Source organism: Methylobacterium sp. 285MFTsu5.1, assembly GCF_000383455.1.
In the GTDB taxonomy this organism is placed as follows: Bacteria; Pseudomonadota; Alphaproteobacteria; order Rhizobiales; family Beijerinckiaceae; genus Methylobacterium.
Map to the genome: position 1 here is coordinate 107,551 of NZ_KB911271.1, position 26,214 is coordinate 133,764.

Annotated in this window: 23 protein-coding genes; 13 read left to right on the forward strand and 10 right to left on the reverse strand. The window is 72.3% G+C overall.

The features are described 5' to 3' along the window. Positions 1–257: 257 nt before the first annotated feature. Together H288_RS0104780 and H288_RS0104785 are read left to right on the forward strand one after the other, a co-directional pair. Positions 258–758: a MucR family transcriptional regulator gene (locus H288_RS0104780; RefSeq protein WP_020091452.1), complete on the forward strand. Its 501-nt coding sequence runs from the start codon at positions 258–260 to the stop codon at positions 756–758. Between the two features lie 153 nt (positions 759–911). Continuing rightward, positions 912–2,087 (forward strand): MFS transporter, encoded by a 1,176-nt coding sequence (locus H288_RS0104785; protein WP_020091453.1) that lies wholly within the window; start codon positions 912–914, stop codon positions 2,085–2,087. Between the two features lie 4 nt (positions 2,088–2,091). On the opposite strand, the gene H288_RS0104790 is transcribed toward H288_RS0104785, so the two are convergent. Then, the gene (locus H288_RS0104790; protein ID WP_020091454.1) at positions 2,092–6,936 is read right to left on the reverse strand and encodes an NAD-glutamate dehydrogenase; all 4,845 of its coding nucleotides are present in this window, start codon (positions 6,934–6,936) and stop codon (positions 2,092–2,094) included. Positions 6,937–7,095: 159 nt separating this feature from the next. Between H288_RS0104790 and H288_RS0104795 the strand changes: the two genes are divergently transcribed. From H288_RS0104795 to H288_RS0104810, 4 genes are all read left to right on the forward strand, one after another. Then, positions 7,096–7,512 carry a MarR family winged helix-turn-helix transcriptional regulator gene (locus H288_RS0104795; RefSeq protein WP_020091455.1) on the forward strand — a complete coding sequence of 139 codons (417 nt, stop codon included), beginning with the start codon at positions 7,096–7,098 and terminating at the stop codon, positions 7,510–7,512. 29 nt (positions 7,513–7,541) lie between these two features. Continuing rightward, positions 7,542–8,828: an MFS transporter gene (locus tag H288_RS0104800; RefSeq protein WP_020091456.1), complete on the forward strand. Its 1,287-nt coding sequence runs from the start codon at positions 7,542–7,544 to the stop codon at positions 8,826–8,828. Between the two features lie 192 nt (positions 8,829–9,020). Next, positions 9,021–10,187, forward strand: coding sequence for a multidrug effflux MFS transporter (locus tag H288_RS0104805; protein ID WP_042672169.1), 1,167 nt, complete (start codon positions 9,021–9,023; stop codon positions 10,185–10,187). 95 nt (positions 10,188–10,282) lie between these two features. After that, on the forward strand, positions 10,283–10,810 hold the full coding sequence (locus H288_RS0104810; RefSeq protein WP_020091458.1) for a DoxX family protein: 528 nt from the start codon (positions 10,283–10,285) through the stop codon (positions 10,808–10,810). Here H288_RS0104810 and H288_RS0104815 read toward each other — a convergent pair whose 3' ends face one another. Continuing rightward, entirely contained in the window at positions 10,811–12,259 is a 1,449-nt protein-coding gene (locus H288_RS0104815) for an MFS transporter (protein ID WP_020091459.1), read from the reverse strand. Between the two features lie 207 nt (positions 12,260–12,466). Between H288_RS0104815 and H288_RS0104820 the strand changes: the two genes are divergently transcribed. The 3 genes from H288_RS0104820 to panE all read left to right on the forward strand — a co-directional run bounded on the left by H288_RS0104820 (position 12,467) and on the right by panE (position 16,021). Continuing rightward, positions 12,467–13,357 carry a DUF3313 domain-containing protein gene (locus tag H288_RS0104820; protein WP_020091460.1) on the forward strand — a complete coding sequence of 297 codons (891 nt, stop codon included), beginning with the start codon at positions 12,467–12,469 and terminating at the stop codon, positions 13,355–13,357. Between the two features lie 218 nt (positions 13,358–13,575). Then, positions 13,576–15,069: an IMP dehydrogenase gene (gene guaB / locus H288_RS0104825; protein ID WP_020091461.1), complete on the forward strand. Its 1,494-nt coding sequence runs from the start codon at positions 13,576–13,578 to the stop codon at positions 15,067–15,069. A gap of 7 nt (positions 15,070–15,076) precedes the next feature. Then, positions 15,077–16,021 (forward strand): 2-dehydropantoate 2-reductase, encoded by a 945-nt coding sequence (gene panE, locus H288_RS0104830; RefSeq protein WP_020091462.1) that lies wholly within the window; start codon positions 15,077–15,079, stop codon positions 16,019–16,021. 21 nt (positions 16,022–16,042) lie between these two features. On the opposite strand, the gene H288_RS35570 is transcribed toward panE, so the two are convergent. Continuing rightward, positions 16,043–16,216, reverse strand: coding sequence for a hypothetical protein (locus H288_RS35570; protein WP_020091463.1), 174 nt, complete (start codon positions 16,214–16,216; stop codon positions 16,043–16,045). A gap of 236 nt (positions 16,217–16,452) precedes the next feature. On the opposite strand from H288_RS35570, the gene H288_RS0104840 reads away from it, so the two are divergent. Both H288_RS0104840 and H288_RS0104845 read left to right on the forward strand, forming a co-directional pair. Beyond that, complete coding sequence (locus H288_RS0104840; protein ID WP_026604672.1) at positions 16,453–17,754, forward strand: RsmB/NOP family class I SAM-dependent RNA methyltransferase; 1,302 nt, start codon at positions 16,453–16,455, stop codon at positions 17,752–17,754. 115 nt (positions 17,755–17,869) lie between these two features. Further along, a complete protein-coding gene (locus tag H288_RS0104845; protein ID WP_020091465.1) occupies positions 17,870–18,883 on the forward strand; it encodes an alpha/beta hydrolase in 1,014 nt (337 codons plus the stop codon). A gap of 4 nt (positions 18,884–18,887) precedes the next feature. Here H288_RS0104845 and H288_RS0104850 read toward each other — a convergent pair whose 3' ends face one another. The 4 genes from H288_RS0104850 to H288_RS0104865 form a co-directional block, all read right to left on the reverse strand. Then, positions 18,888–20,126: a hypothetical protein gene (locus H288_RS0104850; RefSeq protein WP_020091466.1), complete on the reverse strand. Its 1,239-nt coding sequence runs from the start codon at positions 20,124–20,126 to the stop codon at positions 18,888–18,890. Between the two features lie 106 nt (positions 20,127–20,232). Next, positions 20,233–20,757, reverse strand: coding sequence for a DUF2937 family protein (locus H288_RS0104855; protein ID WP_020091467.1), 525 nt, complete (start codon positions 20,755–20,757; stop codon positions 20,233–20,235). 92 nt (positions 20,758–20,849) lie between these two features. Then, positions 20,850–21,863, reverse strand: a complete 1,014-nt coding sequence (locus H288_RS0104860; protein WP_020091468.1) for a hypothetical protein — start codon at positions 21,861–21,863, stop codon at positions 20,850–20,852. Then, entirely contained in the window at positions 21,860–22,534 is a 675-nt protein-coding gene (locus tag H288_RS0104865; RefSeq protein ID WP_026604673.1) for a YoaK family protein, read from the reverse strand. Before H288_RS0104865 ends, H288_RS0104860 begins: the two co-directional genes overlap by 4 nt. Before the next feature lie 207 nt (positions 22,535–22,741). Between H288_RS0104865 and H288_RS0104870 the strand changes: the two genes are divergently transcribed. Together H288_RS0104870 and H288_RS0104875 are read left to right on the forward strand one after the other, a co-directional pair. Beyond that, positions 22,742–23,173, forward strand: a complete 432-nt coding sequence (locus H288_RS0104870; protein ID WP_020091470.1) for a response regulator — start codon at positions 22,742–22,744, stop codon at positions 23,171–23,173. A gap of 24 nt (positions 23,174–23,197) precedes the next feature. Beyond that, the gene (locus tag H288_RS0104875; protein ID WP_020091471.1) at positions 23,198–23,584 is read left to right on the forward strand and encodes a hypothetical protein; all 387 of its coding nucleotides are present in this window, start codon (positions 23,198–23,200) and stop codon (positions 23,582–23,584) included. A 29-nt stretch (positions 23,585–23,613) separates the two neighbouring features. Here the strand turns inward: H288_RS0104875 and H288_RS0104880 are convergent, their stop codons facing one another. The 3 genes from H288_RS0104880 to H288_RS0104890 all read right to left on the reverse strand — a co-directional run bounded on the left by H288_RS0104880 (position 23,614) and on the right by H288_RS0104890 (position 26,152). Continuing rightward, positions 23,614–24,243, reverse strand: coding sequence for a DUF2939 domain-containing protein (locus H288_RS0104880; RefSeq protein WP_020091472.1), 630 nt, complete (start codon positions 24,241–24,243; stop codon positions 23,614–23,616). A 24-nt stretch (positions 24,244–24,267) separates the two neighbouring features. Then, complete coding sequence (locus tag H288_RS0104885) at positions 24,268–24,822, reverse strand: RNA pyrophosphohydrolase (RefSeq protein WP_020091473.1); 555 nt, start codon at positions 24,820–24,822, stop codon at positions 24,268–24,270. Between the two features lie 94 nt (positions 24,823–24,916). Then, positions 24,917–26,152 carry a divergent polysaccharide deacetylase family protein gene (locus tag H288_RS0104890; RefSeq protein WP_020091474.1) on the reverse strand — a complete coding sequence of 412 codons (1,236 nt, stop codon included), beginning with the start codon at positions 26,150–26,152 and terminating at the stop codon, positions 24,917–24,919. Between the last annotated feature and the right edge of the window lie 62 nt (positions 26,153–26,214).

Below are 26,214 nucleotides of genomic sequence, written 5' to 3' on the forward strand. Positions count from 1 at the left end.
CCGGCACCAGAGCGCGGAGATTGCAGGTCACACCACCCCGGAACAGTGCCGGTATGGTTAACGAACCCTAGCGGCGACGTGGTTAATGCCCCGTCAACGGCGGTGGGGCGGAAGGTTTGCGGCCCATCGATCCGATCTCACCTGTCGATCACGAATACGTTTGAGCTAATTCGTGCACTATGCTACATAGGTGCAGACTTCGATCGACTCCGAGAGGAATTGATCGGCCTGAATGATTGTAACTCTTGAGGTTTGCCGTGAGTGAGAACGCAGGCAGTGAGCTCAGCCCGGCGATCGGGCTCGCGGTCGATATCGTCGCCGCTTACGTGTCGAACAACTCCGTTCCGGTCTCCGAACTTCCCGGATTGATCGGCGGTATCCACGCGGCGCTGAACAGTTTGACAACTCAAGGTCGCGCCGCGAACTCGAGCGTCGAGAAGCTCAGTCCGTCGCAGATCCGCAAATCGGTCACGAATGATCACATCGTCAGCTTCGAGGACGGGAAGCCGTACAAGACGCTCCGGCGTCACCTGACGCTGCGCGGCCTGACGCCCGAAGCCTACCGGGAGAAGTGGGGCCTGCCCCGGGACTATCCGATGACCGCGGCGAGCTATTCGGCGCAGCGATCTGAGCTGGCACGCGCCCTCGGGCTCGGACAGCAGCGCCGGAAGACCCGCGGAGGGGCCGCGGCCGCCATCGAGGCGCCCCCTGCGCCGACTGCGAAGGCGCGGAGACGGAAGAAGGTACCGGCTGAGTGAGAGGTCCGAGCCGGGGCTAAGCCGCGTCGTATCCGCGACGCGGCCCTTGCGCGCCGCGCAACTGTGCGCCGCGCCTCCGACGCTATCCATCGGCGAACGCGCTGCGATGCTGCTCTGCACCATCGAGCTCAGCCCGCGCCGAAGGACGTCCCCGTGCCGCCCCTGCCGATCCTCGCCCTCGCCGTCGCCTCGTTCGGGATCGGCACGACCGAATTCGTCATCATGGGCCTGCTCCCGGAGGTGGCGCAGAGCTTCGGCGTCACCATTCCCCAGGCCGGCTACCTCGTCTCGGGCTACGCCATGGGCGTGGTCGTGGGCGCGCCGATCGTGGCGATCGCGACCGCGGGCCTGCCGCGCAAGACCGCGCTGCTGGCGCTGATGGCGGTGTTCCTGGCCGGCAATCTCGGTTGCGCGCTGGCGCCGAGCTACGCCCTGCTCATGGCCGCGCGGATCCTGACGGCCTTCGCGCACGGCGCGTTCTTCGGCATCGGCGCCGTTGTGGCGCGGGATCTCGTGCCGCGGGAGAAGCGCACGCAGGCGGTCTCGCTGATGTTCGCGGGCCTCACCCTCGCCAACGTGCTCGGCGTGCCGCTGGGCACCGCCCTCGGGCAGGAGGCGGGCTGGCGCTCGACCTTCTGGGCGGTGGTCGTGATTGGGCTCGCGGCCGGGCTCGCGATCCAGCTCTGCGTGCCGGACGGGCTTCCCGGGACCCGCGGCCGGCTCGTCAGCGAGTTTCGCGCGCTCGGGCGCTGGCCGGTGCTGCGGCCGATGCTGATCTCGACGCTGTCCTCGGTGAGCTTCTTCACGGTGTTCACCTACATCACGCCGTTCCTGACCGGCGTGACCGGCTTCACGCCGCAGGGCGTGACCGGCGTGCTGTTCGCCGCCGGCACGGGCCTGACCGTCGGCAATCTCCTCGGTGGGCATCTGGCCGACCGGGGCCCGATGGCCACCATCGTCGGCAGCTTCCTGGGCATCGTGGCGGCCCTGCTGGTGCTCGCCGCGGTCGCGCACCATCCGGCGCTCACGGTGGCGGTCGTGGTGCTCTGGTCGGGCCTGGTCTTCGCCCTGGTCTCGCCCCTCCAGATCTGGGTCGTGGAGGCGGCGAGCGACGCGCCGAACCTTGCCTCCACGCTGAACCAGGGCGCGTTCAACCTCGGCAACGCCACCGGCGCCTGGATCGGGGGCACGGCGCTGACCCTCGGGGCCGGCTACGGCCAGCTCCCGCTGATCGCCGCCGCGGTGTCGCTCGCCGGGCTCGGACTGGTGCTCACCGCGGTCGGCCGCGGACGCCGGAGCGTCATACCGGCATCCGCGCCCGGGGCCTGATCGATCAGTCGGCCCGGACGAGGTCGCCGAGCAGGCTCGCCGCCACCGTCGCCTTGGAGACCGTGAGGCCGGAGGCGCTGATCGCGTCCACGGCCTCGCGGATCCGGGCGAGCGAGGTGCCGCGCGCCCGGATCCAGGCCTCCACCGCCTCCGGCCCGGCGCCGAGATCCGCCACGACCTCGGCCGTCAACTTGCGGTGCGCGGCAGCAATGCCGGCGCCCGCGCGCTCCAGGGCCACGCGGTCGAACGTGTCGGCCACCGGGACGGTCCGCGCCGCGGCGGCGAGGTCGTCCAGGCGGAAGGCGTGCTCCAGGGCGAAATGCGTGGCCGCGACCTCCTCGACCGGCCGGCCGCTGGCCTCCGCGACCCGGACGATGTCGGGGGCGGAGACCAGCGCGCTGAGCGAGGCCAGGCGCCGCGCCTGGGCCGGGGCCATGCCGTGCCCGGTCAGCTCCGCCGCGCGGGCGCCGATCGTCGCCAGCGCCTCGTCGCCGAGCACGTTGGGTAGGGCGGCCTCCACGGCGGCGATGCCGTCCCGGTAGCGGGCGACCACCGGGGCGAGGCCGCCGCCCAGGTCGAGGTTGCGGATGAACCAGACGATCCGGTTCGTCAGCAGATCCTGCACCTCGGCGTAGAGGTCGAGCTGGCCCTGGCCGGGAACCCGACCGGCGAGGCCGTCGATGGCGAGGTTCAGCTCCATCAGGCCGAAGGCGTCGCGGGTCACCGCGTAGGCCTTGGCGATGGTCGCGGCGTCCGCGCCGGTGCCGTCGACGAGGCGCGTCACCAGCGACGGGCCGCCGCGATTGACGATGATGTTGGCGAGCGCCGTGGCGATGATCTCGCGGCGCAGGCGGTGTCCCTTGACGGCGTCGGGGAAGCGTTCGCGCAGGGCCTTCGGGAAGTAGCGCTGCAGCTCCCGGTCGAAGTACGGGTCGTTCGGCACGGCGCTCTCGAGGATCGCGTCGTGCAGCGACAGCTTCGCGTAGGCGAGCAGCACGGCGTATTCCGGGCGGGTCAGCCCCTCGTTCCGCCGCATGCGCTCGGCGAGCGTGCCGTCGTCCGGCAGGAACTCCACCGCCCGGTCGAGCCGGCCCTCCGCCTCCAGTGCCTGCATCGTCCGCATGGCGAAACCGGTCTCCCCCAGCCCCCCGCGCTGGGCAAGGGACAGGGCGAGCGTCTGCAACTCGTTGTTGCGCAGCACGAGGCGCCCGACCTCGTCGGTCATGTCGGCGAGCAGGGTGTTGCGCGCCTCGTAGCTGAGCCTGCCGTCCCGCTCCGGCGTCATCAGCGCGATCTTGATGTTCACCTCGACATCCGACGTGTTCACGCCGGCCGAGTTGTCGATCGCGTCGGTGTTGAGGCGGACGCCCGCGCGCGCCGCCTCGATGCGCCCGCGCTGCGTCAGGCCGAGATTGGCGCCCTCGCCGACGACCTTCGCGCGCAGCTCCGGCCCAGTGATGCGCAGGGCGTCGTTCGCGCGGTCGCCGGCATCTTCGTCGGTCTCGGTGGTGGCCCGGACATAGGTGCCGATGCCGCCGAACCAGAGCAGGTCGGCCGGCGCCTTCAGGATCGCCTGCATCAGCTCGGTGGGCGTCGCCTCGGACCGGTCGAAGCCCAGCGCCGACCGGATCGCCTCCGAGAGCGGCACGGTCTTCAGGCTGCGCGGGAACACGCCGCCGCCCTCCGAGATCTGGCTCTTGTCGTAATCCGCCCAGGAGGACCGCCCCAGATCGAACAGGCGCCGCCGCTCGGCGAAGCTCGCCGCGGCGTCCGGGTTCGGGTCGAGGAAGATGTCGCGGTGGTCGAAGGCCGCGATCAGGCGGATGCTCTCGGAGAGGAGCATGCCGTTGCCGAAGACGTCGCCCGACATGTCGCCGACGCCGACCGTGGTGATTGGGTCGGTCTGCACGTCCACGTCGATCTCGCGGAAATGCCGGCGCACCGCCTCCCAGGCGCCGCGGGCGGTGATGCCCATGCCCTTGTGGTCGTAGCCCTGGCTGCCGCCGGACGCGAAGGCGTCGCCGAGCCAGTGGCCCTTCTCCAGCGAGAGGGCGTTGGCGATGTCCGAGAAGGTGGCGGTGCCCTTGTCGGCGGCGACCACCAGGTAGGCGTCGTCGGGATCGTGCCGCACCGTGTCGGGCGGCGGCACGATGGCGTTGTCGACGATGTTGTCGGTCAGTTCGAGCAGCGTGCGGATGAAGATCCGGTAGCTCTCGGTCCCCTCCTGCATCCAGGCGGCGCGGTCGGAGGCCGGCGGCAGCCGCTTCGGAAAGAAGCCGCCCTTGGCGCCCACCGGCACGATCACGGCGTTCTTCACCTGCTGGGCCTTCACGAGGCCGAGGATCTCGGTGCGGAAATCCTCCGGCCGGTCGGACCAGCGCAGGCCGCCGCGGGCCACGTAGCCGAAGCGGAGGTGCACGCCTTCGACGCGGGGCGAGTAGACGAAGATCTCGAAGAACGGCCGCGGCAGCGGCATCGCCGTCACCTTGGCGCAGGCGAACTTGAAGCTGATCGTCTCTCGCGGCTGCCCGTCGGCGCCTGTCTGGTAGAAGTTCGTCCGCACCGCCGCCTCGACGAGGTTGACGAACCGGCGGAGGATCCGGTCGTCGTCGAGGCTCGTGACCTCGGCGAGCGCCGTCTCGATCTCGGCGCGTACCTCGGCCTCCTGCGCGGTCCGGTCACCGGTGAGCGCCGGGTCGAACCGGGCGCGGAACAGCGCCACGATCGCGCGCGCGATCCCGGCGTGGCGGCTCAGCGTGCCCGCGAGGTAGTCCTGCCCGTAGCGGATACGCAGCTGGCGCAGGTAGCGGCCCAGGGCCCGCAGCAGGGCCGCCTCCCGCCAGGGGAGGGCTGCCTCAAGGACGAGCCGGTTGTACCCGTCGGACTCGGCGATGCCGTCCGCGATGGCGAGCATCGCGGCCTCCAGCGGGCGTTCCAGCGCCGCGAGGTCGATCGGGGCGCCGGTGGCCCGCTCGATCAGCATGTCGTGCAGCCAGACCCGCGCGGCCTCGTCCGTCCCGGCCGGCGCGATCTGGTACGTGCGCTCGTTGATGACGCGGAAGCCGAGATTCTCGAGCGCCGGGACCCGGTCGGACAGCGCGATCGCCGTGCCGCGCGAGAACGCCTTCAGGCGGACCTGCGCCTCGGGGTCGCTGGGCCGCCGATCGAGATGGACGGCCCGCGGCTGAGTCTCGCCGAGGCTGTCGAGGATCGTCACGTCGGCGACGGCGACCTCAGGCTGGAAATTGTCCCGATAGGCGGCCGAGAACGCGTCGCCGTAGCGGGCGGCGAGTTGCCGCGCGCGGTCGCCCCCCTGGGATTCGGCCAGCGCCGCCCGCAGCGCGTCGCCCCAGGTCCGGACCAGGGCGACGATCCCGGCCTCCAGGGAGGCGGGATCGTGCTCGGGGCTGCCCTGATCGGGCAGGCCGATGATGTAGTGGATCCGGGCGAGCGAGCCTTCCGGGTAGTCGGGGTAGGACGCGCTGAGCCGCCCGCCGTAGGTCTCGGCGAGGTAGCTGCCGATCCGTCCCCGGATCGCGGAATCGTAGCGGTCCTTCGGGACGTAGACGAGCAGCGACACGAAGCGGCCGAACCGGTCGGGCCGGGACAGCACGCGGACCCGCGGGCGGTCGGCCAGGGCGGCGATGGCCAGGGTGAACCGGTAGAGCCGCTCGCCGTCGATCTGGAAGAGTTCGTCCCGCGGGTAGCTCTCCAGCACGGCGAGGAGGCTGCGGCCGGCATGGCTCGTCGGGTCGAGGCCGGCGCGCTGGACGACGGCCTCGACCTTCCGGCGTAGGACCGGAACCTCGCGGGCCGGGCTCGTGTAGGCCGAGGCGGTGAACAGGCCGACGATCCGCACCTCGCCCGACAGCTTGCCGAGGCCGGAGAACAGCTTGACGCCGATATAGTCCAGGTAGGCCGAGCGGTGGACTCGGGACTTCACGCTGGCCTTGGTGATGATCAGCGGCTGCGGCTCTTCCAGGAAGGCGAGGATCTCCGGCGTGTAGTCCACCGGCGTCCGGCCACGGCGCAGGGGCGTCGCGCCGGGATCGCGGAGCACGCCGAGGCTCGACCCCTCGACCAGCGGGTGAGCGTCGCCGGCGATGCCGTGCTCCTGCAGGCCGAGGATGAGGAACTGGCCGTCGGTCAGCCATTCGAGGAAGGCGCGCGCCTCCTCGGTCTCCGGTCCCGGCATCGGGGTCGGCCCGCGCCCGAGATCGGCGGCGAGGTCGGTGAGGCGCGCCAGCATGGCGTCGTGGTCGTCGCTCGCCAGGGCGACATCCCGGTAGACCGTCGCGAGCGCGTTCAGGAGCCGCTCGCCGGTCTCGGCCGCCACGGGGTCGAGGTGGATGTGGATGAAGCTCTCGCGCGCGAGACTGCCCTGCGCGTCCGCGGTCGTCTCCCCGACCACCCGGATGAGCCCGCCCGCGCCGTCCCGCTCCACCCCGAGGATCGGGTGCGCCACGAGCTGCGGGGCGAGGCCCTGCTCGGTCAGTTCGGCCAGGGTCGAGTCCAGCAGGAACGGACGGTTGTCGTTGATCACCTCCAGGACCGTCGTCTCGCGCGCACGGCCGTCGCGCACCAGCTGGCTGTCGCTCAGGCGCAGCCGCGCCGGGTCGCCCGGCCTCCGCGGCTCGGACAGGAAGGCGCGGGCGCGGGCGGCGAGATCCGCCAGGACAGAGGGATCGTAGGGAGCGAGATCCTCCGGCGTCACGCGGCCGAACAGGTCGCGGACGAAGCCGCCGGGTCCGCCCTGCTCGGTGACGATGTCGGCGGCCGCCTCTATCAGCCCGGTGCGGGCCGTCTTCTGCTCCGAGGAGGACAACGCCGTCGCGGTCTCGAGTGTCATCGCGCTTCTCCCGAACCGGGTCACTCGCCCAAGCGATAGCAGCGTGACCGGCCGTGTCGATGACAGCGCCCGCCCGTTTCCGGGCCAACGGGTGTCGATCGCTGCGAACCGTCAGCTTCGCCTTGCCGAACGCCCGATGCGTGCATATACACCCATACCATGAGCGCCCCGTCACCCGAGCCGTGCACCTGCTCCGCCCTGCGTCGCGCCACGCGGGCGCTGACGGCGATCTACGACGCCGCCCTGAAGCCGACCGGGCTCCGCGTGACCCAGTTCGCGATCCTGCGGCTGCTGGACCGGCTCGGACCGGTCCCGGTCTCCCGCCTCGCCGCCGAGGCAGCGCTGGAGCGGACCACGATGGGCCGCAATCTCGACCCGCTCAAGCGCCGCGGCTTCGTCTCGGTCACGCCCGGCACGTCGGATCCGCGCGAGCGCCGCGTGTCCCTGACCGCGTCGGGCCGCGAGGCCCTCGCGGCCGCGACGCCCTACTGGCGCGAGGCGCAGAGCCGTATCAACGCCCGGGTCGATCCCGCGACCGTCTCCGCCCTGGCGGAGTCCCTGATCTCCGCCGCCTGACCGATCCGCCCCGCTTCCGGAGCCCGTCCATGACCGCCCTGACAGAGACGCGCCCCGGGTCGCGCCTGCACTACGCCTGGATCGTCGTCGCGGTGACCTTCCTGGTCCTGCTCGTCGGGGCCGGTGTCCGCGCCACGCCGAGCGTGTTGATCGTCCCCTGGGAGCGGGAATTCGGCTGGACCGCGGCCACGATCGGCGTCGGCATCGCGCTCAACATCTTCCTGTACGGGATGATCGGCCCCTTCGCGGTGGCGATCATCGAGCGGTTCGGCCTGCGGCGCTCGGTCTGCGGCGCACTCCTGATCCTGGCGATCGGCACCGCCGCCACGAGCCTGATGACCGCGCCCTGGCAGATGGTCGTGCTCTGGGGCCTCGTCGTCGGATCCGGATCCGGCATGGTGGCCAACGTGCTGGGCGCCACCGTGGCCGGGCGCTGGTTCGCCAAGCGCCGGGGCCTCGTGCTCGGCCTGCTGACCGCGAGCAGCGCCACGGGCCAGCTCGTCTTCCTGCCGATGCTGGCCTCGATCGCGGTGGGGCAGGGCTGGCGCTCCGTCTCCCTGGTCGTCGCCGCTGCGACCCTGGCGCTGATCCCGCTGGCGGCCCTGCTCCTGCGCGACCGGCCGGCGGATCTCGGCCTGCCCCGCTACGGCGAGGACGCGGTGACGCCGACGCCGGTGCTGACCGAGAACCCGGCCGTGCGGGCGCTCAGGGGCCTGCGCATCGGCCTGCGCTCCCGGGATTTCTGGCTGCTCGCCGGCACGTTCTTCATCTGCGGCGCCTCGACCAACGGCCTGATCGGCACCCACCTGATCCCGGCCTGCATCGATCACGGCATCGCCGAGGTCACGGCCGCCGGCCTGCTGGCGCTCATGGGGATCTGCGACCTGATCGGCACCACGGCCTCGGGCTGGCTCACCGACCGGTTCGATTCGCGCAAGCTGCTGGCGTGGTACTACGGCCTGCGCGGCCTCTCGCTGATCTTCCTGCCCTACTCGTTCGACTACAGCTTCTACGGCCTGTCGCTGTTCGCGGTCTTCTACGGGCTCGACTGGATCGCCACCGTGCCGCCCACCGTTCAGCTCGCGGGCAAATCGTTCGGGGAGGAGAACGCCGCGCTGATGTTCGGCTGGATCGCGGCCGCGCACCAGATCGGCGCGGCGTCCGCGGCGTGGCTCGCCGGCATGGTCCGGACCGAGAGCGGCACCTATCTCGGCGCCTTCGTGGCGGCCGGCCTGCTCTGCCTCGTCGCCGCCCTGATGGCCGCCTTCGTGGGCCGCAAGCCCGACGCGCCGGCCCTGCGCCCGCTGCCGGTCTGAACTGCGCGGCGCGGGCAGGGTTGTCACAACTGTGCCGTGAAGGACGAGCCCTGATCGGCCCGTTCCCGCGCACCCCGAGAGCCCGCCGTGACCATTGCGATTCGGCCCGTGCCGCCGGTCCAGGACGTCCGCGCCCCGCGGCCCTGGTCGGGGCCGGGCTTCGCCGAGTTCGTCGCCATCATCGCCCTGATGATGGCGGTGACGGCGATCTCCATCGACAACCTGCTGCCCGCCTTCCCGGCCATCGAGGCGCGGTTCGCGGTGGCCGATCCCAACCGGCTGCAGCTCCTCGTCTACGTCTACATGATCGGCTTCGGCTTCGCGCAGATCGTCTACGGGCCGGTCTCCGACGCCCTCGGGCGACGGCCGGTGCTGCTGGCGAGCCTCGCCGTCTACGTGATCGGCTGCTTCCTCGCCATGGTGGCGCCGAGCTTCGGCTGGCTGCTCGCCGCCCGGATCATCCAGGGCATCGGCGCCGCCGGCGGGCGGGTGCTGTCGGTGGCGATCGTGCGCGACCGGTTCGCGGGCCGCGAGATGGCGAGCGTCATGTCGCTCACCATGATGGTGTTCCTGATCGTCCCGATGATCGCGCCGGCGATCGGCGGCATGATGCTGGCGCTGGGCTCCTGGGTCTACGTCTTCGTCTCGATGCTGGTCCTCGCCTTCTGGCTGACGATCTGGTTCTCCCTGCGGATGCCCGAGACGCTGCACCCGGAATATCGCCGGCCGCTCTCGCCGGCCGCGACCTGGGAGGCGATCCGCCTGACGCTGAAGACCCGCGTCGCCGTCGGTTATGCCACCGCGCTCGGGCTGATGACCGGCTGCATCATGGGCTACGTCGGCTCGGCCCAGCAGGTCTTCGATACCGGCCTGTACCACCTCGGCCCGCTCTTCCCGCTGGCCTTCGGGCTCGTGGCCGGCGCCATGGGGGCGGCGACGCTGATCAACGCCCGCGTGGTCCGGCGGCTCGGGATGCGGGCGATGTCGCACAGCGGCGTCATCGCCTTCACGCTCGTCGGCCTCGCGCAGGTCGGCGTCGGGCTGGCCTATCACGGCCACCCGCCGCTGGCCGTGTTCCTGTCGATCCTCGCGGTGAACCAGTTCCTGATCAGCTTCGCGATGCCGAACTTCAACGCCCTCGCGCTGGAGCCCCTCGGGGCCATCGCCGGCACGGCCTCGTCGTTCCTCGGCTTCTACACGACGATCCTGGGCGCGTTCTGCGGCTTCCTGATCGGTCAGTCCTTCGACGGCACGGTGCTCCCGGTGGCGATCGGCTACGCGAGTCTCGGCGCCCTGGCGCTCCTCGTCGTCGCCTGGACCGAGCGTGGCCGGCTGTTCCGCGGCGGCGTCGGCGGTTGAGGTGGCGTCCTTAACGGGGTCTTCAGCGGAAAGTTGCAACACTGCAGCGGAAAGTTGCAACACTGCCGTCCTGATCCACCCGACCGGACACGCCGATGCTCGCCCGCGCCCAGGACGGAACCCTCCTCGTCGCGCGCCTGCTGCTGGCCGCCGCGCTCCTGCCGACCGGGATCGCTCGGGCGCTCAACGTGTCGGGGTTCGCGCTGACGCTCGCGGGGGCCGGGATGCCGTTTCCCAACGGCGTCGCCACCGCCGCCGTGGTGGTGCAGGTGTTCGGACCGCTCGCCCTGATCCTCGGCGTCCTGCCGGGGCTCACCGGGCTGGCGCTCGCGCTCTTCGCCGCCGTGACGGCCTTCGTGCTCCACCCGTTCTGGTACTATGTGGGACCCGCCGCGGTCGCCGAGCGCACGCTGATGCTGGCCGATCTCGGCCTCGCCGGCGGGTTCCTCATGTACGCCCTGAGCGGTCCGGGCGCGCTCAGCTGGCAGGGCTGGCGCGCCGGAACTCGCGCGGCGGCGCCCAGCGCGAAGCCCGCCTCCGCGAAGGCTTCCGGCAAGGGCAGCGCGCCGCGGAACGCCGGCAAGCGCGCTGCCGGCCGGCCGCCGGCCCGCGCCGCGGCCTGATCAGCCGTGCCGCGGCCTCATCTCGGTCGTCGGGGCGGGCGGCGCGGCAGTCATCTTCCGCCCGGAGATCTCCGCGCCGGCATCCGGCGACAGGTTGCGGAAGGCCAGTGCCGAGGCCGCCGAGATCACGGCGACGGCGAAGAAGGCCGGCCCGAAATCCGAGGCCTGGATCTCCGTTCGGCCGTGAAACCCGGCATTCCCCTCGAGCGCCAGCGCGCCCAGCGTGACGCCGAGGCTGAGCGACAGCTGCTGGCAGACGCTGGCGAAGCTCGTGGCCGCGCTCATCTCCTTCGATTCGAGGTCGGCGTACGCGATGGCGTTGACGCAGGTGAACTGGATCGAGCGCGAGCAGCCGCCGACGAACAGCAGGATCACCATGATCCAGTGGGGCGTCTGCGCGGTGTAGAACCCGTTGACCGCCAGGAAGGCCGAGGCCAGCAGCGCGTTCCAGACCATCAGGGCGCGGAAGCCGGTGCGGCGCAGGATCCGCGGGCCCAGGGTCTTCACGAACATCGCCCCGGCCGCCGCCGCGAAGGTGATCAGGCCCGACTGCAGGGCGTCGAGCCCGAAGCCGACCTGCAGCATCAGCGGCAGCAGGAACGGGATCGCCCCGGTGCCGATCCGGAACAGGCTGCCGCCGAGCACCGCGACCCGGAAGGTCGGCCGCCGCATCAGGTCGAGGCGGACGATCGGGTAGGGCACCCGCCGGGCATGTGCCCAGTAGAGCGGCAGGAGCACCGCGCCCGCGGCGAGGCAGCCCCAGGAGACTTCCGCCGGCAGCAGGTGGCGGCCGAGGGAGGCGAGGCCGAGCATCAGGGCGGCGAGGCCGGTCCCGAGCAGCGCGAAGCCGAGCAGGTCGAGGGGCGGCCGCTCCGGCTCCCGCACGTCCTCGAAGTACAGGCTCGCCAGCACGATCCCGGCGCAGCCGATCGGCAGGTTGATGAAGAAGATCCAGCGCCAGTCGAACCACGTGGTGATCAGGCCGCCGACTGGCGGACCGAGCACCGGGCCGACCAGCGCCGGGAAGGTCAGGTAGGCGAGGGCCGTCACGAGCTGCGATTTCGGCACGCTGCGCAGCACCACGAGGCGCCCGACCGGCACCATCATGGCGCCCCCCATGCCCTGGAGGAAACGCGCGGCGACGAACCACGCGAGGCCGTTCGCGGCCGCGCAGGCGAGCGAGCCGGCCATGAACACCACGAGGGCCGCGCGGAACACCGTCCGCGACCCGTACCGGTCGGCCATCCAGCCGCTCACCGGGATGAAGATCGCGAGGCTGACCAGGTAGGAGGTCAGCGCGAGCTTGAGGGCGATCGGGTCCTCGTGGAGGCTCGCGGCGATGCTGGGGAGCGCCGTGGCGATCACCGTGGAATCGGTGTTCTCCATGAACAGCGCGGTGGCGACCGTCAGGGGGACGATCCAGAGCGGTCTTTGGGTGGTCGCGGGCATCACACAGCAGACGCATGTCGCGCCGCCGCGGTTGCACGGCAGCGCGGCCACCTCGCACCCTCGTGTTTCGCGAATGTATCCATCGTGCAACAGAGGTTGAGCCGCGGCGCGGAGCCACCTTTTTTGCGGGTGCGCCAATGGCTAAGTTTCCATCACGCGTCCGTGAGGCCGCTCCAGCCGGCCCGGGGCCGGCGCGCGAGGATTTCGATGCAGCCCAGCCCCAGCAAGGTCCGCTCCGTGGCGCGGATCGCCGCCGGCGTCGCCCTTCTCTCGATGGTCGCCGCCTGCGGCACTGTCCTGCTCAACGATCGCGGCTCGCTGACCCGCTACGACCGGCTCAAGTCCAGCGATCAGGTCGCCTCGGCCTCGCGGATCTACGTCGACCGGCCGGCCCTGGCGAAGGCCCGCACCGTCCGCATCATCCCGACGGCGTTCCACGCCGACGTGTCCGGCGCCGCCCCGCTGACGGCCGCCGAGCGGCGGCTCATCGCCAACGCCGCCGACCGGGCGCTGTGCTACGACCTGTCGCTGAAGTACGACATCGTCACCAGCCGTGACGCCGACCTGACCGTGCGGGCGCAGGTCACCCGCGTCGATCCGACGGACCTTCTCGGTGCGGGCGCGACCATCGCGGGCTCGGCGGGCGTGACGGTCGCCTCGCAGCTCGGCCTGAGCTTCGCCGAGGGTGTCGGGCGCGTGCCGATCCCGCGCGTGCCGATCGGGCTCGGGAGCCTGACGGTCGAGGCCGAGGCTCTGGACCGGCGCCGCGAGCAGCGGGCCGCCATGGTCTGGGGCGGAGCGGCCAACTCGTTCACCAGCCAGCCGCGCTTCTCCCGCGCCAGCGACGCCTACGACCTCGCAGGCGAGTTCGGCCAGGATTTCGGCTACATGCTGGCGACCGGCGATGACCCGTTCACCGCCCCCAACACGATCCCGACCTGGGACCGGATCCGCATCACCACCCTGGGCGAGGCGCCCCTCGACCCGGACTGCGAGGCCTTCGGCCGCGCGCCGGGCATCGACGGCATGCTCGGCGACTATATCGGCCTGCCGCCCGAATACACCGACAAGGGCCCGGCCACGCCGGCGATGCGCTGAAGCGCCCGCGCCAACTCCGCGTCTGACCGCAGACGTCCGTTCATGGCACTGACGCGCCCGTCGAGCGGGCGTGGATAAGCCTCGAGCCATGCGCGTTTTCGCGCTGCGACGCATCAACCGCGCATTGGCGCCTTCGCGGAGCCCGTGATACTGGCACTTGCCAACCCGATCCCGCAGCGCGGCCTCCACGCGCGCTGCCGTCCGAGGAAAGTTGGCACATGGCCCGAGTAGAAACCGCATCGATCATCGAGGGGCTGACCTTCGACGACGTGCTCCTGCGGCCCGCCGCCTCCTCGGTGATGCCGACCGAAGTCAGCGTCGCCTCGCGGCTGACCCGCACGATTCCGCTGAACCTGCCGATCCTCGCCTCGGCGATGGACACGGTCACCGAGGCGCCGATGGCGATCGCCATGGCGGCCAACGGCGGCATGGGCGTCATCCACCGCAACCTCGAGCCGCCGGAGCAGGCCGAGCAGGTCCGCCTCGTCAAGAAGTACGAGTCCGGCATGGTTATGAACCCCATCACCATCCACCCCGACGAGACGCTCGCCGACGCCTTCGAGGTGATGAAGCTCAACCGGATCTCCGGCATCCCGGTGGTCGAGCGCGGCCCCAACGGCTCGCGGGGCAAGCTCGTCGGCATCCTGACCAACCGCGACGTCCGCTTCGCGACGAACTCCAACCAGCCGGTCGCCGAGCTGATGACCCGCGACCGCCTGATCACGGTCCGCGAGGGCGTGACCCAGGACGAGGCCAAGCGGCTGCTCCACCAGTTCCGGATCGAGAAGCTGCTGGTCGTCGACGACCATTACCGCTGCATCGGCCTGATCACCGTCAAAGATATCGAGAAGCGCGTCGCCTATCCGAACGCCGTCAAGGACGAGCAGGGTCGGCTGCGCGTCGCCGCCGCCACGACGACGGGCGACAGCGGCTTCGAGCGGGCCGAGCGCCTGATCGACGCCGGCTGCGACGTGATCGTGGTCGACACCGCCCACGGCCACTCGATCAAGGTGCTCGATGCCGTCGCCCGGGTGAAGCAGCTCTCGAACGCCGTTCAGGTCATCGCCGGTAACGTCGCGACGCGGGACGGCGCCAAGGCGCTGATCGATGCCGGCGCCGACGCCATCAAGGTCGGCATCGGCCCGGGCTCGATCTGCACGACCCGCATCGTGGCGGGCGTGGGCGTGCCGCAGCTCACCGCGCTGATGGAGGCGGTCGAGGCGGCCGGCGAGGCCGACGTCCCGGTCATCGCCGACGGCGGCATCAAGTATTCGGGCGACCTCGCCAAGGCGATCGCGGCCGGCGCCTCCGTGGCGATGCTCGGCTCGCTGCTCGCCGGCACCGACGAGGCGCCCGGCGAGGTGTTCCTCTACCAGGGCCGCTCCTACAAGTCGTACCGCGGCATGGGCTCGGTGGGCGCCATGGCCCGCGGCTCGGCCGACCGCTACTTCCAGGCCGAGGTGAACGACACGCACAAGCTCGTGCCGGAGGGCATCGAGGGGCAGGTCCCCTACAAGGGCCCAGTCGGCAACGTCCTGCACCAGCTCGCCGGCGGCCTGCGCGCCGCCATGGGCTACGTCGGCGGCGCCACGATCCCCGAGTTCCAGGAGCGGGCGCAGTTCATCCGCATCACCAATGCCGGCCTGCGCGAGAGCCACGTCCACGACGTGACGATCACCCGCGAGAGCCCGAACTACCCGTCGCGGACCTGAGGCATCGATGCGCACGCTGATCGTCGGGGCCGGCGCGACCGGCGGCTATTTCGGGGCGCGCCTCGCCGAGGCGGGCGCCGACGTGACCTTCCTGGTTCGGCCGGCGCGGGCGGCGAAGCTGGCGGCGGACGGCCTGAACGTCCGCTCGCCGCTCGGCGACCTGCACCTGCCCGCTCCGCCCACCGTCACGGCCGATAAGCTGGCCGGGGCCGGGCAGTTCGACCTGATCCTGCTGTCGTGCAAGGCCTACGACCTCGACAGCGCCGTCGCGGACCTCGCGCCGGCCGTGGGCCCTGACACCGCGATCCTGCCCGTGCTCAACGGCATGTCGCATCTCGACGTGCTCGACGCCCGGTTCGGCGCCGGGCGCGTGCTCGGCGGCTCCTGCGCGATCGCCGCGACGCTCGCGCCGGACGGCGCGATCCGCCACATGAGCGAGCTGTGCAGCATCACCTACGGCGAGCGCGACGGGTCGCGCTCGGCGCGGATCGAGGCGGTCGACGCCCTGATGCGCGGCCTCAAGTTTCAGCCGCGCCTGAGCGACGTGATCCTGCAGGAGATGTGGGAGAAGTGGGTGTTCCTGGCGACGCTCGCCGGGGCGACCACGCTGATGCGCGCCGCGGTCGGCGACATCGTGGCGGCGCCCGAGGGCACCGCGCTGATCTCTGCGCTGCACGCCGAATGCACGAGCGTCGCCGCGGCCAGCGGCTACGAGCCGCGCGCCGTCGTGGCCGAGCGGGCGCGGGCGCAGCTGACGGCGGCCGGGTCCACCTTCACGGCCTCGATGCTGCGCGACATCGAGAACAAGGGGCGGATCGAGGCGGACCACGTGATCGGCGACCTGATCGCCCGCGGCCAGCGGCTGGCGCCGGAGGTGCCGTTCCCGCTCCTGGCCGCGGTCTATACCGGCCTCAAGGCCTACGAGGCCCGCCGGGCGCGGGAGGCGGCCTGAGCCGCCCCCCGCGCGGACGCTTCAGTAGCGGCCGGGCGGCGGCGGGGGCGGGTTGCCGTATTCGAGCTGCGTCTTGGCATCGACCCGCGGACGCGGCACCGGCGTCAGCTCCGGCTGGGCGGCGGGCGCGCTCGCGCAGGCGGCGAGCGAGGCGGTGACCAGGGCCGCGAGGGTGACGCGAACGGTGGACGTCATGGGCTGAGGTACTCCCGGGATGCGCCCGGCGACGGACCGGTCTGGTCCGGGGCGGGCGGATGCCATACGACACGCGGCGGCCCGCACGGCGGACCGACCGCAGCACGGTCTGCGCCGCGAAGGTGCAGGAAGCTCGGCCGTAACGTGGCGGCATCGTGGGCCAAGCGTGGCCGTTTCGCGTCATCGTTCACGGCGTCGTTCATAGCGTCGCTGAGGCATTCCGAAGGATCCGAACTCTGACCCCCGCCGCTCGCTGCTCCGCCGCCATCGAAGTCCTCACCGATATCGCCGAGCGGCGTCGGCCGGCCGCCGACGCCCTCAAGGACTGGGGTCTCGCCCACCGCTTCGCCGGCTCGGGCGACCGCGCGGGCATCGCCAGCCTCGTCTACGACGCCCTGCGGCGGCGGGCGTCGGCGGCCTGGATCATGGGCGCGGACACGCCGCGCGCCGTCCTCATCGGCACACTGCGCCTGCAGCAGGGGCTCGCGGCGGCTTCGGTCGCGGCCCTGTTCACCGGCGAGCGCTTCGCGCCGGCCCCGCTCAGCGACGACGAGCGCGCGCGCCTCGACGGCGGGACGCTGCAGGATGCGCCGCCGGAGGTGGCGGGCGACGCGCCGGCCTTCGTGCTCCCGGACCTCGCGGCCACGCTCGGCGACGACCTCGTTCCGGAGCTGAAGGCGCTGGCGCGGCGCGCGCCCCTCGATATCCGCGTGAACGCCCTGCGCGGCGACCGCGACGCGATCCTGCCGGCGCTCGCGGCCTACGACGCCGCGCCGACACCGCACGCGCCGGCGGGCCTGCGCGTCCCGATCGGCGCCGACGGGCGCGGTCCGGCGCTCCACGTCGAGGCCGAGTTCCTGGAGGGCTGGTACGAGATCCAGGATGAGGGCTCGCAGCTCGCCGCGCTCCTCGCCGCGCCGCGCGCCGGCGAGACCATCGTCGACCTCTGTGCGGGCGGCGGCGGCAAGACCCTGACCCTCGCGGCGGAGACGGGCAACGGCGCCCGCCTGATCGCCACCGACGGCGATCCGCGCCGGCTCGCGCCGATCCACGAGCGCCTGCGCCGGTCCGGTGCGCTGGCCGAGGTGCGAACCCCGCGCAGCGGCAAGGCGCGCGCCGACGTCTTGGAGGATCTCGACGGCAAGGTCGACCGGGTGGTGGTCGACGCGCCCTGCACCGGGTCCGGCACGTGGCGCCGGAATCCGGATGCCAAATGGCGGCTGCGGCCCGGAAGTCTCGCGCTGCGGACCGCCGAACAGGCCCAGGTGCTCGATCGGGCGGCGCGGCTCGTCAGGCCCGGCGGCCGGATCGTCTACATCACCTGCTCGCTGCTCTCGGCGGAGAACGACGCCGCCGTCTCCGGCCTCCTGTCGGGCTGGCGCGGCCGCTTCGACGTCGTCCCCGCGGACGAGGTGCTGGCAACAGGGCCGGATTCGCTCCGGTCAGCCGTGCGGAAGACGGCCCACGGGATCCAGATGAGCCCGCTGCGGACTGGGACCGACGGCTTCTACGTCGCCGTCATCGCGCGAAAGAGCTGAGGCGCGCCGCCGCGACGGAACCCGCCTCGCGTCCTTGGGCGTTGCCCCCGCGCTCCCGCGGGAGCCGGGCTCGCCGGGGGGCGGTCCCGCGCGCGGCCTCACCCGGGAGATGCCTTTGCGCCTCGACCGCCGTCTCCTGCTCGCCGGTCTCGGAAGCGTCCTCGGGCTGCGCAACGCCCGGGCGGAAGGGCCGGCGGAGACGGCACCGCAGCCCGCGCCGCACGAGTCGATCCGGGCTCTGCCGCGCTCGCTGCCCGGCGCGGATCTGCAGGTGATCGAGCTGTGGCCCGGCGCGCCGCCGGGCGGCGGTGACGGGCCGAACCCGGACGGCTACCGCTACGTCGAGGGGACCTTCGGCGACGTCACCCGGGTCGCGCGGCCCTGTCTGCTGGTCATGCGTCCGGCCAACCCGAACGGCGCCGCGATGATCGTTGCGGCGGGCGGCGGCTACGAGTTCATCGCCCTCGGTAACGAGGGCGTCCCGGTCGGCCGCGTCCTGAACGCCGCCGGCATCACGGTCTTCCTCCTCGTCTACCGCCTGCCCGCGGAGGGCTGGGGCTCGGGGCCGGACGCGCCGCGGCAGGACGCGCAGCGCGCCCTCCGGCTGGTCCGGGCGCGCGGCGCTGAGTTCGGCATCGATCCCGCGCGGGTCGGCGTCCTCGGCTTCTCGGCGGGCGGCCACCTGATGGGCGAGACCGCCGTCGGGAGCGCCCGGGACCTGTACGCGGGCGTCGACACCGCCGACGCCCAGCCGACCCGGCCGGTGCTGGCCGGTCTGATCTACCCCGTCATCACCATGCGCAAGCCGTTCGACCGGACCGCGACCCGCCGCATCCTGGTCGGCGACGAGGTCACCCCCGACGAGATGAAGACCTACTCGGTGGATCTGCAGGTCGGGCCGGAGACGCCGCCGACCTTTTTGGTCCAGGCGATCGACGACCCCGTCGCCGTGGCCGACCACCCGCTGCTGATGTTCTCGGCGCTGCGCAAGGCGCGGGTGCCGGCCGAGCTGCACCTGTTCGAGCGCGGCGGCCACGGCTTCGGGCTCGGCGCGCCCGGGACACCCGTGGCGGCCTGGCCGGGCCTTTTCCTGGCCTGGATCCGCCTGCACGGTTTCCTGCGCGCCTGACCGCTCACTCCCCCCGCGTCTGCATGCGATGCAGCTTGGCGACCTTCGGCCGGCTGGTCCGGAACTGGCCGCGCTCCACCGCGACGAAGACCACGATCGCGATGGCGATCGTCGTGAGCCACCAGACGGCAGTCAGCCCGACGCTCAGGCAGGCCACCGTGAAGGCGGCGGCGAAGCAGCCCATCGCGCCGGGAACGAGGGCCGGGCCGTCCCGGCCGGCCCGCCGGATCGAGGCGTAGAGGGCGAAGGCGGCGGCGAGGGCGCCGACGATGCCGAGCTCGTACCAGAACTCGAAGAGCGCCGTGGTCGGTGCGTTGGCCGGCAGGAGGCCGACCAGGCGTCCGCGCAGGGCCGTCTCGAAGCCGTGCCCGGTGATCAGCCGCACCGGATCGGAGGTGACGACCTTCTGCCAGCTCTTCAGCGACAGCACCGCGGGTGCGACCGGCCCGAAGAGAGCGGCGCCAACCGGCCGCGCCAGGAAGGGGAGCAACGGCGCCGCCGCCAGCAGGGCGGCCAAGAGGAGAGCGGTGAGCGTCACCCCGAGCCTCGGCCGGTAGCTCGTCACCGCGAAGGCGACGGCACCGACCGACAGGGCGGCGATCTGCGTCCCGTCTGGCTGGACCGTGAGCGCCAGGGCGACGAGCAGCGCGAGGCCCAGCGCCTCCCGGTCGCGGCGGCGGGACCGCAGCCACGCGAGGGCCGGCCAGAGCAGCAGGATGAGCAGGACGAGGCCGCGATCGAGGGCCCCGTCATCCTCGACGCCGGGCGGCGCGATGTGGGCGCCGAACAGCCCGAGCATGATCGCCACGATCGCGCCTGCCACGACACCGAGCGGCAGGAGGTAGAGGTTGGCCGAGCGCATCCTGTCGGGGAGGGCGAGGTAGCCCAGGAGGGCGAGGCCGATGGTTGCGCCGAGATTGGCCAGCCGCTCTAGCGCCGGCCCGAGGAAGGGCGTCCAGGTCAGCGAGAGCGCCGACCACAGCACGACCAGCATGCCCGCCAGGAAGGCCGGAGCCGTCAGGAGGCGATAGGTCGCCGGTCGGACCGGACGCTGGCGCCGGTCGATGACGCTGGCGATGATCAGGAGGATCACGGCGATCGGCGCGAGGATCACCGAGGCGCGGCGGGCGACCTGTGCGAGGACGGGGAGAACCACGAAGAGGCCGAAGAAGCCGATACGCCGCAGCAGCGCGGCGGCGTCGAGCGCCGGATCGATGGTGGTGGAGTTCGACGCGCGCGGCATCTTGCGCCTTCTCCCGGACCGGGACGGCCGGATCCCTGCTCGATACGCAAGGCTCGCGCAAGCTGCTGTAGACGTTGCGCCACAGTCTGGCCCGCGCGAACGGCGCTCAGGCGACGGTCGCGGTCTCCCGCGGGCGCCGGCGTGCGGCCCGCCGGCCGACATCCGAGGCGACGCGCCAGCCGCCCCACGCGACGAAGAACCCGATCAGACCCGCGGCCAAGCCGTCGGCGTTCGTGGGCACGGCCGGGCTGAAGTCGTGATAGGCGGCCTCGGCCACCGGCACGTCAGGGTCGCGGAGCATCGCCACCACACGTCCGAGTGGGCTCGTCGCCGCACTCAGGGCCTGCTGCTGGGCGCTCAGGCGGGCGAGACGGGCGATGTCGGCCCGCGCGGCCTCGCCGCGGCGGGCGACGAGCTGGTCCGGGTTGGCGCGCAGCCGGTCGACGGCGCCCTCGCGCGTCGTCCCGGACGCCTGCGCGTCGGATTCGAGGACCGCCACCTGCCGACGGAGCTCGTCCGCGGCGCCCCCGAGGCGCTGCGCGTATTGCTGCGCGAATTCTGGGGCCTGCGCGGCGACCAAGCCTCCGAGCAGGCCGAGGGCGAGGCCGAAGGTGCGGAACACGCGAAACATGCCTGGCCTCCGGCGGGGAATCGACCCCCGACAAAGAGCATGCGCGGGGCGGTGGTTCCAGCCGCGGGTGCGACGACCCCTGACCCGGCGTCTCAGCCCGGCAGCGTGAGGAGGCCGGCCTTGCCGTCGGCGCAGCCGAACAGCAGGCGGCCGCCGCGCGCGTCCCAGCCGAGCGCCGTGACGCCGCTCCCCTGGACGGCCGGTCGCACCAGCAACTCGGCCGCGTCGGTGAAGCGGACGAGCAGGATGCAGCCGTCCTCGTAGCCCATGGCCAGGACCGGCGCCTTCGGGTGGAACGCCACGCGGGAGACACGGGCCGGGCGGACGCCGCATTCCCGCGGGGCCTTGCCGGTCGGACCTTCCTTGGAGTCGAAGGGCCACACGATCGCCGCCTCGGCCCCGCTGGTGGCGAGCCAGTTCCCGTCGAACGACCACGACATCGAGCGGACCTTGCCGGGATAGCCCGACATCCGCATGTGCCCGCGGTCCGGCTGGAGGCGCCAGCCGTGCAGGCTGTTCTCCTGCATGGTCGACACTACGAAGCGCCCGTCCGGCGACCACGTGACGTCGATATGCGAGCCCTTCCAGGTGATGACCTCTGCGGGCGTCTCCAGATTGGGGTACCAGAGGCTCACGCCGTTGTAGTGGGCGACGCCGAGCCGGTAGCCCTTGGGCGCGAAGACGAGGCCGCGGGCGGAGGACGGCGCCTCGAAGGTCTTCTCGCGGCCCTTCGCGTCGCGGGCCACGACGGTCCGGCCGGCCGACCACGCCACCGCACCGTCGGGATGGGCGGCGAGCGCGTCGATCCAGGCGCCGCCCTTGGCGAGGCCGAGCTGCTCCGTCGCGCCGTCGGCGCGAATCGCCACCACGCGGCCGTCGTCGCCCCCGGTGAGCAGCCGGTCGACTCCGCCGGCCGCGACGAGGATCCCGCTGTCGGGATGGGCGGCGACGCGGGCGATCCCGTCCTCCCGCACCAGCGCGACCGTGCCGTCGCTGAGCGCCAGGGCCGGCACGTCCTTCAGGAAATGCGCGGCGAGCACGTGCTCGCCGGGCTCCAGCGTGGCGACGTGACTGGTGAGGGACGGGTTGCTGACGGGGCTGCTCATGTCGGGGGGACATTTGCGGCCGGCGGCGCGGTGCGCAAGACCAGGAAGGCGGTAATCAACGCCAGGCCACCCGAGATCGCCGCCGGGGCGATCAGCGCGTAGAGACCGAATTGCTGATAGGCCCGCGCGCCCAGGTAGGCGCCGAACAGTAGCGAGATCCAGACGGAGGCGTCGCCGAGCCAGCCTAGCGGATCTCCGGTGCGGGTCAGGGCCTGCGCGATCTTCTGGCCGAGGCTGAACAGCGCGCCGGTGACGAAGGTGGTGCCGGCCCGGAAGCCTTTCACCTGCGCCAGGACCGCGTTCTGGGATCCCATCGCCAAGGCGACGAAGAAGGCCGCGACGCCGAGCTCGGGCGACTGGAGTCCGAGCCCCAGACCGGCGAGGATCAGGAGCGACTCGTAGGCGAGGACCGCCGGCGTCGCCCAGCGCGGCGGCACCAGGATCGCCAGCCCGCTCCCGAGGACCGATCCCGTCAGGAACGCCAGGATCAGGATCGCCGGGAGGATCATGTGGTGCAGCTCGACCTGGGCGCCGAGAACGGCGAGCTGCGTGGTGTTGCCGCTCATGAAGGATGTGTAGAGGCCGCCGAGCCGTACGAAGCCGAGGGCGTCGACGTAGCCGGCCATACCGGTGAGGAGCAGGCCGACGCCCAACTGAGCCGGGCGGTTCACGGTTCGGCCCCGCGGTCGCAGATCGGTAACGCTCTGTTAACCATTCGGATGCCTTCGTTCAGGGGTGACGGGCCGCGGTTAACGCGCCGCTCACCAAACCCGAGCAATTCGATGCAAACACGGTGAACGCCGCGTCGGAAGGGGTCGTTGCCCCAGCGATCCGGCTCGGGAACACCGTGCCCCCGCCGGGTGAGTGGGAGTTGCGTCATGGTTCCGTTCGCCGCCGCGTTCGTCTGCCCGACCCTACCCGTCCCGGACCGGGGCGCCGCCACGATCCTGGTCGTCGAGGATGAGCCGACCGTGTGCGAGCTGGCCGCCGAGGCGCTCCTCGAAGAGGGGTACCGGGTGCTCACCGCCGCGGATGCCTGGGAAGCCGAGGCGATCCTGGCCCGGGAGAGCGTCGACCTGCTCTTCACCGATATCGATCTGGCCCGCAACACGGACGGCCTGTCGCTCGCCCGGTGCGCCCGCCGGCTCTCGCCCGACCTCCCGGTCGTCTACACCTCCGGGGGCCGGGCTTCCCTGGCGGGCTGCGAGGCCGTTCCGGGCTCGGTCTTCGTGCCGAAGCCCTACCGTCCGAGCCAACTCGTGGCGCTGACGCAGGATGTCCTGCGCGCCGCGCCCCTGCACACCCTCTGAACTGGATCTTCGAGGATACCCGCCATGTGGCGCTCTCTTCCCGCACTCGGTCTCGCACTCGCCGCCGCGGTCGTCGCATCGCCGGCCCGGGCCGCCTGCGACGTGAAGGGCGCGCAGATCGAGGAGGCTATCGCCAAGAAAAGCGAGCTGCGCGAGGACGCCAACGCCCAGCTGGTGCGCGATCTGCGGACTCTGCGCGACGCCGCGATCGTCCTCGAGAGCTACAAGTTCCCCGGCGAGTGCGAGGTTCTGCTGGGGATCGTGCGCTCCCTGCTCGCTAATCCGGGCAAGACTATCGAGCAGAGCGGCGACACCGACGAGGAGAAGGCCGAGGACCTGATCGAGGCGCGCGAGCCCAAGGCCGCGGCGCGCGAGCCCAAGAACGCGCCGGGCGAGCCGAAGGCGAAATAGCGCCTCGCCGTCCAGGCTGCCGCGCCCTCTCAGCGCTCCTCGCCGGCACTGGCCCCGATCTTGGCGCGTGCCAGGGCGCGGCTGAGCTTGGCGGCGATCTGCGCGCGCAGCATCTCCGCCATCTCGATATCCACCAGGCGCCAGCTCAGGCCGCGCAGCCGCAGCCGGATCCGCGTGCGCTCGGCGCGCGACCCTTCCGGCGGGATCGGGATCACGACCGCGCGGAAGCCGCGCATCTCCAGGGCCGCGTAGTACGGCATTAGCCGCCCGAGGCCGCGGATGACCAGGCCCTCCGGCCGTGTGCCGGCCGGGCGCTCGAGGTCGAGCTTGTCGGGCCAGCCATTGGCCAGCAGGTCCATCACCGTCTCCGGCGTCACCATCGTCTCGGCGAGCGCCAGGGCGAGGCCGTAGGCGGCGTCGTTGAGACGCTGGCGGTCGCGGGGCTCGAGGTCGGGATCGGTCTCGGACGCCGCGCGCATCGCGGCGGTTATCTGCCGGACGAGCGACAGGCGCAGCGTCCGGAAGTTCACGTGGCTCTCGACATAGGCGGCATCGTGCCGGCGCACCGCCTGCGCCAGGTCGTAGAGCGACCAGAGCGGGCTCATCGTGAAGGCGAGCCACGCCAGGGCGAGGGCGACCGGGACCGCGAGCCAGCGCACGGCCTCAGCGCCCCGTCCGCGCGGTCATGACCGCGCCGCCCATCGATCGAGGCCGGCGAAGGCGGCGACGACGCGCTCGTAGACCGGCCGCTTGAAGGGAACGATCAGGTCCGGAAGCTCGGAAAATCGCGCCCACCGCCAGGCGTCGAACTCCGCCTTGTGGGCGCCGCCGCCGGGCCGGAGCACGTCGATCAGATCCTCGCTGCCGACGAAGCCGTAGGCGAACCATTTCTGCGTCTGTCCGCGGTAGCGGCCCTTCCAAGCCTGCTTCATCACCGCCGGCGGCAGATCGTAGGGGAGCCAGTCCGGAATCTCGGCCAGGAGCTTCACGGCCTCAGGCGGAACGTTGGTTTCCTCGTAGAGCTCGCGGCGGGCGGCGGCCTCCGCGTCCTCGCCGGGATCGATGCCGCCCTGCGGCATCTGCCACATGTGCGGACCGTCGACGTGCTCGGGACCGGCATCCTTTCTGCGGCGCCCGACGAAGACGCCGCCGGACGGCGCGATCAGGGCGATGCCCACGCAGGGGCGGTAGGGCAGGGCGATGCCCGGGTCGGAATCCGTTACCATCGCGGCGACCATAGGTCAGGGGGAGGCGAGGCGGCAACGTCGACCAAGTCTTCACCGGCCCGGAAGGCGCCGGATCTACTTGCGCTGACTTTGGACACGGACACGCTCAATCGGCAGTCGAGACCCGCTTGTCGCGGGCGCCCCGCAGCGCCACGCTCGCCGGCACGAGGCGCAGCCCGCGCGAGTCGATCTCCTTCGCCCAGCGGGCGATCCGATCGATGCTCAGCGGCGTCCCGGTCGCCGAGACCAGGGCGAAGCCGTTGGCGCGGGCCCGGGCTTCGGCCTGGGCGAGCGCGGCGTCGATCGCGTCGGCGCGCGGCGTGGCGTCGAGGACGATCTCGGCACGGGCCACCGGCGTCTTGCCCTTGTTGGCGGGCGCCGCCGCGGGTTTCGGAGCCGTGCCGTCATCGAGGAACCCGAGACCGCGGGCACCGATTTCGCGCAGGACCGGCTCGAAAGCCGCGTCGGCCATCAGCTTGGAGCCCATGAAGTTCACCGCGCCGACGTAGCCCGGGAAGCGGCTCATCGCCCAGGCGAGGCGGTCCGCGTTCTCCGGTCCCCGCAGCGCGGACAGCAGCGTCTGCGGACCCGGATCGCTGTCGGGATAGTCGAAGGGTTCCATCGGGAGTTGCAGGAAGATCTCGTGGCCGGCGTCCCGCGCGCGCGCCGCGGCGCGCTCGGCCTCGCCCCCGTAGGGCAGGAAGGCGAGGCTCACGGCGGCGGGCAGGCGCGCGGTGGCGCCCGCGGTCGCGGCCTGACCGACGCCGAGACCGGTCACCACGATCGCGATGCGCGGCCCGCTGCCGGCCTCCTCGGTCCGGGCGTAGACGTCGAGGGCGCGGATGCGGCCCTCGCCGAGCTTCGGCATGAGACCGTGGCGGCCCGCCTCGCTGATCCGCGGGTCGGGGGCCTGGGCGAGACGGGGGGCGCTCGGCGGCGGCACGCGGATCACCACCGCCTCGCTCGGCCCGCTGCCGGCCGGGCGCACGACCGTCACGCCGGACGCGGTCTCGACCTCCTCGGCGCTGCGCTGGAGGGGCGCCGTTCCCGGCGCCGTCGTGATGACCTGGGGCTGCTGGGCGACGGGGGCCTGTGCGGCCGGATGGGGCGCGGGTTCGCGCGTCGCGATCGCCACCTGGACCCGGGGTTCACCGCCCTGGGGGTCGCCCAGCGCGAGCACCAGACCGGCCGCCACCGCGAAGCCGGCCGCGAGCGCCGCGGCCGCGACCTGGGGCCTGCGGGCAGCCGCGATCAGCCGTCCGATCCGGCCTGCGGGCTGCTCCGGCGCCGCCTCCGGCACCCCGAGGGGGCGCGTGAGGATATCGTCGGTGGACTCGGTCAAGCGGCTCTCGATACGGGATCGCGGTTCTTGCGCCGGTCGGCGCGGTCCCAACCCTCGCATCC